Source organism: Tenacibaculum soleae (assembly GCF_030549005.1).
GTDB lineage: Bacteria > Bacteroidota > Bacteroidia > Flavobacteriales > Flavobacteriaceae > Polaribacter > Polaribacter soleae.
Window position 1 is genome coordinate 96,110 of record NZ_JAUOSW010000010.1, and the last position, 8,321, is coordinate 104,430.

At 33.6% G+C, this 8,321-nt stretch carries 6 protein-coding genes; 5 read left to right on the forward strand and 1 reads right to left on the reverse strand.

The genetic code is table 11. From position 1 onward, the window contains the following. Positions 1-17: 17 nt before the first annotated feature. Both ppk2 (Q4586_RS12985) and ppk2 (Q4586_RS12990) read left to right on the forward strand, forming a co-directional pair. Entirely contained in the window at positions 18-875 is an 858-nt protein-coding gene (gene ppk2 / locus Q4586_RS12985) for a polyphosphate kinase 2 (protein ID WP_303529651.1), read from the forward strand. Position 876: 1 nt separating this feature from the next. Further along, the gene (gene ppk2 / locus Q4586_RS12990; protein WP_068703836.1) at positions 877-1,656 is read left to right on the forward strand and encodes a polyphosphate kinase 2; all 780 of its coding nucleotides are present in this window, start codon (positions 877-879) and stop codon (positions 1,654-1,656) included. A gap of 112 nt (positions 1,657-1,768) precedes the next feature. On the opposite strand, the gene Q4586_RS12995 is transcribed toward ppk2 (Q4586_RS12990), so the two are convergent. Beyond that, positions 1,769-2,425: a low molecular weight phosphatase family protein gene (locus Q4586_RS12995; protein ID WP_303529654.1), complete on the reverse strand. Its 657-nt coding sequence runs from the start codon at positions 2,423-2,425 to the stop codon at positions 1,769-1,771. An 82-nt stretch (positions 2,426-2,507) separates the two neighbouring features. On the opposite strand from Q4586_RS12995, the gene Q4586_RS13000 reads away from it, so the two are divergent. From Q4586_RS13000 to Q4586_RS13010, 3 genes are all read left to right on the forward strand, one after another. Then, positions 2,508-3,056: a DUF8465 domain-containing protein gene (locus Q4586_RS13000; RefSeq protein ID WP_271407224.1), complete on the forward strand. Its 549-nt coding sequence runs from the start codon at positions 2,508-2,510 to the stop codon at positions 3,054-3,056. Positions 3,057-3,070: 14 nt separating this feature from the next. After that, positions 3,071-4,213: a cysteine desulfurase family protein gene (locus Q4586_RS13005; protein WP_303529656.1), complete on the forward strand. Its 1,143-nt coding sequence runs from the start codon at positions 3,071-3,073 to the stop codon at positions 4,211-4,213. A gap of 348 nt (positions 4,214-4,561) precedes the next feature. Further along, a partial coding sequence (locus Q4586_RS13010) for a choice-of-anchor L domain-containing protein (protein ID WP_303529658.1) occupies positions 4,562-8,321 on the forward strand: 3,760 nt, incomplete at its 3' end.

The window sequence follows — 8,321 nt, forward strand, 5'->3', positions numbered from 1 at the left end:
TCAACATGCTGTTTTAAATGGGGAATAAAATAAAACTTACAATTAACGACTTTGAAAATGTATCGTCAAATGATGAATTATTGCATTTGATAAATGAAAAAGGAGTATCGATAGAAAAGGTCAAAGAAAAGATGGCCTATGAAGAAGAATTGAAAAAATTACAAATCGAGTTGGTAAAACTGCAACAATGGATTGCTAAGAACAATAAAAGGGTGGCAGTCATATTTGAAGGAAGAGATGCTGCTGGTAAAGGAGGTAATATCCGTCGCTTTATGGAACATTTAAATCCACGATCTATGCGATTAGTCGCTTTAAATAAACCAACCGTAGTTGAACGAGGGCAATGGTATTTTCAAAGATATATTAAGGAGTTGCCAAACCCTGGTGAAATAGTGTTTTTTGACCGCAGTTGGTATAATAGGGCAGTTGTTGAGCCTGTAATGGGTTTTTGTACAAAAGATGAGTATAAAAAATTTTTGGTGCAAGTGCCGGAGTTTGAGCATATGTTGTATGAAGATGGCGTAACGATTATTAAATTTTGGTTGTCAATATCAAAAGAAGAACAAGAGCGTAGGTTTAATGCTCGTAATGATGATCCTTTAAAAAGATGGAAGTTTAGTCCTGTTGATAAAAGAGGGCAAGAGCTGTGGAGTGAATACACTTATTATAAAAGCGAAATGTTTAGTAAAACACACACTGCTTATAGTCCTTGGATTGTGGTTAAAACAAATGATAAGAAAAAAGCAAGAGTAGAGTGTATACGTCATGTGTTGTCTCAATTTGATTATCAGGAAGGAAAGGAAGAAAAAGTAATAACAAATCCAGATCCCAATATAGTAATGCGTTACTATCGTTCAACAAAACATTTAGATTAATATGGGTAAGTTAACACAAAAAGACGTAGATAAATTAAATTCTACCAAAGGATTAAAAGCAATTTTATCAAAACCTTTTAATTTAGAGCGAGCTATTCGGTATGTAGATTACGAACGAAAACTGAAAAAATTACAAGTAGAATTAATACGCTTGCAAAAGTGGGCTATCAATAAAAATGAACGTATAATCATTATTTTTGAAGGACGAGATGCTGCAGGAAAAGGTGGAGCGATACGAAGAATAACCGAACGTATAAATCCGCGTCATATGCGAATTGTTGCATTGCCAAAACCTAATGAAGATGAAAAAACCCAATGGTATTTTCAGCGATATGTTGAGCAGTTTCCAAAAGCAGGTGAAATGGTTTTTTTTGATCGTAGTTGGTATAATAGAGCTGTAGTAGAGCCGGTAAACGGATTTTGTACCCAAGAAGAGTATAAGGTGTTTATGAATCAAGTAAATGATTTTGAAAGAATGATTTTAGAGTCTGGTATTCGATTGGTGAAAATATACATGTCAATTAATAAAAGAGAACAGGCTAAGCGATTTCTTGATATAAAAAATAACCCTTTAAAACAGTGGAAAATCACACCAGTTGATGAAAAAGCACAAGAGTTGTGGGATGATTATACCGAATATAAAAAAGCAATGTTTAGTAAAACAAACACTGAAATATCACCTTGGAAAGTAATACAAGCAAATAGAAAAACAATTGCTCGTGTTAATGCTATAAATCATGTGTTAAAAAGTATACCTTATGATAAAAGTACAGTAGTGTAGTTTTTATCATAATATAGTTAATTGATTTTTTTATAGTATTTAGTTTTAAACGAGTTTAGGTTGGTTTAGGTAAAATAAAAAAAAGATGATTTAAAATTAGTGTAACTGTTGTCTAAAATAGCTCTGATGTTAGGTTATCTATTTCTTTTTTTATAAACTCAAAAATAAAAAACACCTCACAAGCAATTATTTTACTTGTATTTAAATAATTTTCAGAAACTAAGTCAGTGTTGTCAAAATTTTTCGAATCTACGTATGGTAAATGAAACCTAGTTATTGCATCAGGAATAAAAGGGCAATTTTCATCAGCATTATCACAAGTTGTAATGGCTATGTATGGATAACTGTTGTTTGGGTGGTCGTAAATTTTAGAAAACCCTAAAATAGATTTTTTTGAGCCTTTAAAAGTAATTAGATAGCGCGGGTTTTGGTGTGAAAAATCAACAATATTAAAGTTAAAACCCGTTTTTTGTAAGCTTTTTACGGTGTTTCTATGAAAAGCGGTGGTTTCGGTTCCGCCAGAATACGCAAAAATATTTCTCAAGTTAAAGTATTCAATAGCATAAAAACTCCAAACTTGTGCAAATTGACTTCTTCGAGAGTTGTGCGTGCAAATAAAATTTAAATTTATCTTTTCTCTATCTTCGTATTCATTAACAATTGATTGCGCGATATCGGTTAGTAGTTTTTTACGCTCAATGCTAATAATTATTTCTTTTCTTGCATCTTCAAAAAATGCTTTTGTGTCAATATTTTTAGTGTTTATCATTTTTTTACAGTTCTTTTGTAAGAAAGAATTACTGCAAAAATACGCTGTAAAACTCTTTTAATTAATTAAGTAAAGGTTAAGGATGTGTTTAGAAATAGGTAATAAAGTATCAGTTTTAGATGCTGATATTAAAGGGTTGATAACTAAAATAGAAAATAATCTATTTTTTGTTAAAGATGAAGATGGAATGGAGTTTTCTTTTTTTGCACATGAGTTGGTAAAAATTAAAGTTGAGCAAAACGAGTTAAGTAGGCAAGTGCGCGTTAGTAGTTCGTTGTTAAAATCAAAAATGAATGAAGTTAAAAAAACTAAAAAATCATTATTTGTAAAAGCAAAAAACGAAGTGGTGATGGAGGTGGATTTACATGCTGAAAAATTATTAAAATCGACTAAAGGAATGGATAATTATGATGTGTTATCATTGCAATTGCAAACAGCAAAGCATAAATTAGAGTATTGTATTGCTAAACGTATTTCAAAATTAGTGTTAATTCACGGAGTAGGTGAAGGAGTTTTAAAAACAGAATTGCTATATTTATTAAATAATTATCCAGTAAAATATTACGATGCTTCCTATCAAAAGTATGGCCAAGGAGCCACAGAGGTTTATGTATATCAAAATGCAAACTAATTAAGAACTAAATTATGAAAACTGTATATTTAGATAATGCAGCAACAACACCTATGTTACCAGAGGTGATTGAGGTTATGCAGCAATCAATGCAAGTTAATTTTGGAAACCCGTCATCCATTCATCAATTTGGTAGAAAAGCAAAAGCAGCGGTTGAAACGGCGCGAAAAAATATAGCTAAGCATTTTAATGTATCTGCTGCTGAAATTGTTTTTACAGCAGGTGGTACCGAAGCAGATAATTTAATTTTATATAACGCAGTATTAAACTTAGGAGTAAAAAAAATAATTACCTCTAAAATTGAGCATCATGCGGTTTTACGTACTGTACAGTATTTGCAAAAGCAGTATAATATATTGGTTGAATATGTTGAGGTTGATAAAAACGGGTCGGTAGTTTTAAGCGATTTAGAAAAACACTTACAAGAGTCAACTCAAAAAACGCTGGTAAGTTTAATGTATGTAAATAATGAAATAGGAAACCTGCTTTCTGTTAATAAGGTAGCTGATGTATGTAAAAAATACGACGCTTATTTTCATTCAGATACTGTGCAGGCGATAGGGCATTATCAAATAGATTTACAAAAAACACCTATTGATTTTATAGTAGCAAGCGCACATAAGTTTCATGGGCCAAAAGGAGTTGGATTTGCTTATATTAAAAAAGGTATTAGTATGCGACCGATTTTACATGGAGGAGAGCAGGAAAAAGGAATGCGTTCTAGTACTGAAAATGTACATGCAATTTTAGGGATGGAAAAAGCTTTAAAAATTGCTTATGATAATTTAGAGGAAGATAAATTATATATTTTGAAAATAAAATCGTACTTTATAACGCAATTAGAGGAGCATTTTAAAAACGTGCAGTTTAATGGGATGTCTTGTAATTTGGATAAAAGTAGTTACACGATACTAAATGTACGTTTTAATATAAAAGATAAAATGATGCTTTTTAATTTAGATTTACAGGGGGTTGCGGTTTCCGGAGGTAGTGCTTGTCAAAGTGGAGCAAATAAAGGATCGCATGTGTTAGTTGCTTTTTTAAGTGAACAAGAAGCTGATAAAACTTCAATTAGGTTTTCATTTAGTAAGTTAACTACGGTAAATGATGTGGATTATTGTATTTTTAAATTAAAAAACAATAAATACTTACAGTAAGAGGTTTTAAAGAAGTTAAAAATTATTTAATACCATATTGTCGTTGTTTTTGTTTTAATTGCTTATATTAGTTGAATAGTTGTTAGTTTTAATAGTTATTATTTATTTAACTTCATTATTGTATAAGTAATTATTATTTAAAATTATTGTGACTAATTAAATGAAAAAGTGTCTAATAATATATGTGTCATACTTAAAAGTTAATTATATTTGCAACGTTTAATAAAAATAACCCCCGAAACAATACATTTGTCTTTAAAAAAAAGACTGAATGCGTTTTTTTGGGGTTTTTTTATGCTTCAAAATAAAAACAAAGAGTAATTATAGTAAATAATTATAGTGAATTTTATGGAAAATAACTACTATTCAAAAAAAATACAGTTTTGTAATAAAGTAACAATAAGTTTAATTTTATTGTTGTTTACTTCGTTTTTAGTAAACGCGCAAGCTACTTTTAATGCAAACCCAACGGCAGCTGCAATAGCTGCTGAGTTGCAGTCTTCAGGGGTTATAATAACTAACCCTGTTATTACACGAAGCGGTAATAATCCAAGTCAAGCAACAACTGCTTCTAATCAAATAGCTACCTTTTCTAACGGTTTAGCTGGGGCAGGTTTAGAGGTTGATCAAGGTATTGCTTTTACAACGTCAGATGTTAATAATGTTTTTGGAACTAATAATGCTAATAGTGGAACTTTTGGTCCTGGATTCAGTGCTTATAATGATTTAGATTTAGTAAATATAGATGCGAATGCAAATAATGATGTAGTAGTTTTTGAGTTCGATTTTGAAGCCTTACCTAATTATACAGGGGTTTTATTAGAATACCAATTTGGTTCAGAAGAGTATCCAGATTATGTAGGTTCTGTATATAATGATGTTTTTGGTTTTTTTGTGTCTGATCCTTCGGGTGCAGATGCTACCATACCTGATGGAGATACCAATAGTAATGGTGTGTACGATGGTGGAGAGCAACCAGCTCTTAACTTAGCCTTTGTGCCAGGTACCACAAACCCAGTGTCCATTAACAATGTAAATGCAGGTTTTATAGGGTGTTCCGGAGGTAGTTCGCCAGCAGATGTAGGGCAAGCAGCTTGGTATATAAATAATGGGCATTATTTAGACGATGATGGAGATCCTAATACTAGCCCTGCGCTTTGTAATGATAATATAGGGCCTTACCCAGTGTATGTGCAGTTTAATGGAATAACCAAAAAGTTTTCAGCAAATATAAATTTAACACCAGGTATTGTATACCATATGAAAATTGCCATTGCAGATGTTGTTGATACGACTTTAGATTCAGGCGTTTTTATATCAAGTGTTGGGGGGGTGCCTATAATAGAAGCTGATAATGATGCCGGTGAAGTGGTTGCTACTACAGGTGGTGTTGCCGTAGCAAATGTGTTAACTAACGATACCGTAGGGGGTACTTTAAACCCTGATGTTGCAGATGTAGAGTTAAACCAAATAAGTACAGCAAACCCAGGAGTAACTTTAAATACCGCTACTGGTGAGGTAAATGTTGTACCAGGTACCGCAGCTGGTGTATACGATTTAGTATATACAGTATGTAAGCCATCTACAAATTGTGATACTGCAACTGTTACTGTAACAGTATTAGTAGATACAGATGGTGATGGAGTTGCAGATAGAGATGATTTAGACGATGATAATGATGGAGTTTTAGATACTGACGAAAAAGGGTGTATAACACCAGAGTCTATGGCGCCTTCATCAGGTACAACCGAATTAAATGCTGCAATAACAGTAATTAATAGCGGTGAAAAATACACGATATCTAGTGATTTAGATATGGGTTTAAGTTCTTTAACTATAAACGCAGGTGGGGAGTTGTATATACTTCCAGGAGCAGAATTAACAACAGTTAATTTAAATGCTAACGGTAAGCTTTTTGTTTCAGATACAGGAGGAGCTATTGTAACGGGTTCAATGACTATTGGTCAAAACGCAGCATCTGGTTCAGCAACATCAGAAGTACATATGGGTAAAGGTGCTTATTTTATAGCAAAAGGATCTTTATTGATAAATGAAGCAGGTACTTTTGGGTCTAACACTACAACTGTAGATGTGTTTATGGATTCAGCAGCTGTAATTGAAGTTTGTGGTACGCTTTCTGTTGGAGAGCCAGATGCACTTCATAAAGTAGGAGATAATTCAAACGGAGCAGCATATTTAATTACAAGAGCACAAGCTACTTCTAACAACACAGGTGGAGCGCCATCAATAACATTATCAAACACAGTAGGCGGAGGTATCAATTGGATAGCTTTAAGTACTACAGGAACTACAGGTAGCTCTAATAAATTAAATCCAGGAACTGCAGCCTTTTGTGGTGATAATGCAACACAAGCTACTTGTTCAATATGGCCAGATAACTTAAATTCAGGAAATTGTGAAGAAGCAGAAGCTATAATAGGTGGGTTAATAGACTTTTGTGGAAGTGGGCCATCTATTAGTAATGATATCGATGGTGACGGTATTCCAAATCAATTAGATTTAGATTCTGATGGCGATGGTTGTTCTGATGCAATAGAAGCAGGTACAACAACAAATCAAACAACAAATTACCAATTTCCATCAAACGATGTAGATGGAGATGGAGTGCCTAATACAGCGGCAGCTTCAAATGCTACAGGTGATTTTCAAAATCCAGCAGTAGCATCATGTAACTGTCCTTTTGCTTCAGGAGTAGATACTGACGGAGACGGGTTAGACGATACCTGTGATTTAGATGATGATAATGATGGTATTTTAGATATTGATGAAAGTTGTGTAGGGTATTTGTCACAAAATAATTCAGGAGCTTGGGCAGGAACAACATCAACTGTAACAGCGACCTTACCAGGAAGTGTTTCTCAAACGAATGCAGGTTTTTTTAATGATGGGCAAATAAATTATAGCATTAATCAAAATGGAGCTGGGCAGCGTATAGCTAATACTGGCGATGTTGATTTCGAATTAACATTTTCTCCTGCAGTGCCAGTAAGTGAAATTGCACTATGGATAAACGATGTTGATCCTACAAGTTTTTCATTACCAGCTACAGCAAAATACACTATTACAATAAATGGAGGTTCTGCTGATGGGTTATTTCTTAAAACTAGAGGTGATTTAAGCTATAACGATACTAGTGGTGTAATATCATTAAATGGAACAGCTGATAATCAGGATATAACAATAAAAGGACGAGGAACAACTTTAGTTTCAAGTATAAAAATAGTAAGTGAAGATTTAGGTGCTGATTTTATTGCGTATTCATTTTTTGCAAAAGTAAAATGTGATACAGATAACGATAATACTCCAGATTATCTAGATGTAGATTCTGATGGTGATGGGTGTTATGATGCTATTGAGGGAGATGAAGATGTTGAGTTATCACACTTGCTAGCTTCAGGAATCCATCAAGGAAGAATAGATATAGCAGTAAACGGAGGTGTTAACTCAAATGGGGTACCTGATTTAGTAAACACATCAGGAACAGCTGATGGAGCAAATGATGATCAAGGTCAAGGAGTAGGTGCTAGTACGGTAGTTAATCCTGCACCTAATGCGGGTACAATATCTGGAGGAACTTCTGTTTGTACTACAAAAACATTAAATTTAAGTTCTGATGGAGATGCAGGAGGTGTATGGAGCTCTTCAGATATCGCTCGTGCTACTGTTGATGCATCAGGTGTTGTAACAGGTATAAGTAGTGGTACTGTAACAATTACATACACTATTACGTCAGCAGGAGGTTGTGTTGAAGAGTCTGATGTATTAGTAACAGTAAATAAAACACCAACTGCAAGCATTACTAATGATCATGGATTGGCATTAACTTGTGCAACACCAAGTACTACGTTAACAGCAAGTGGTGGAACAAGTTACTCTTGGTCAGATGGATCAACAGTAGTTGGAACAGCTTCAACATTATTAGTAAGTACCGCAGGAACGTTTACGGTAACAGTAACAGCGGCTAATGGATGTACAGATACAGCATCAGTAACAACGACATTAGATAATACAGCACCAACAGCAGAAGCAGGAGCAACTGCAGAGTTAACATGTGGAACAACTACATTAACCTTAGATGGATCAGGAT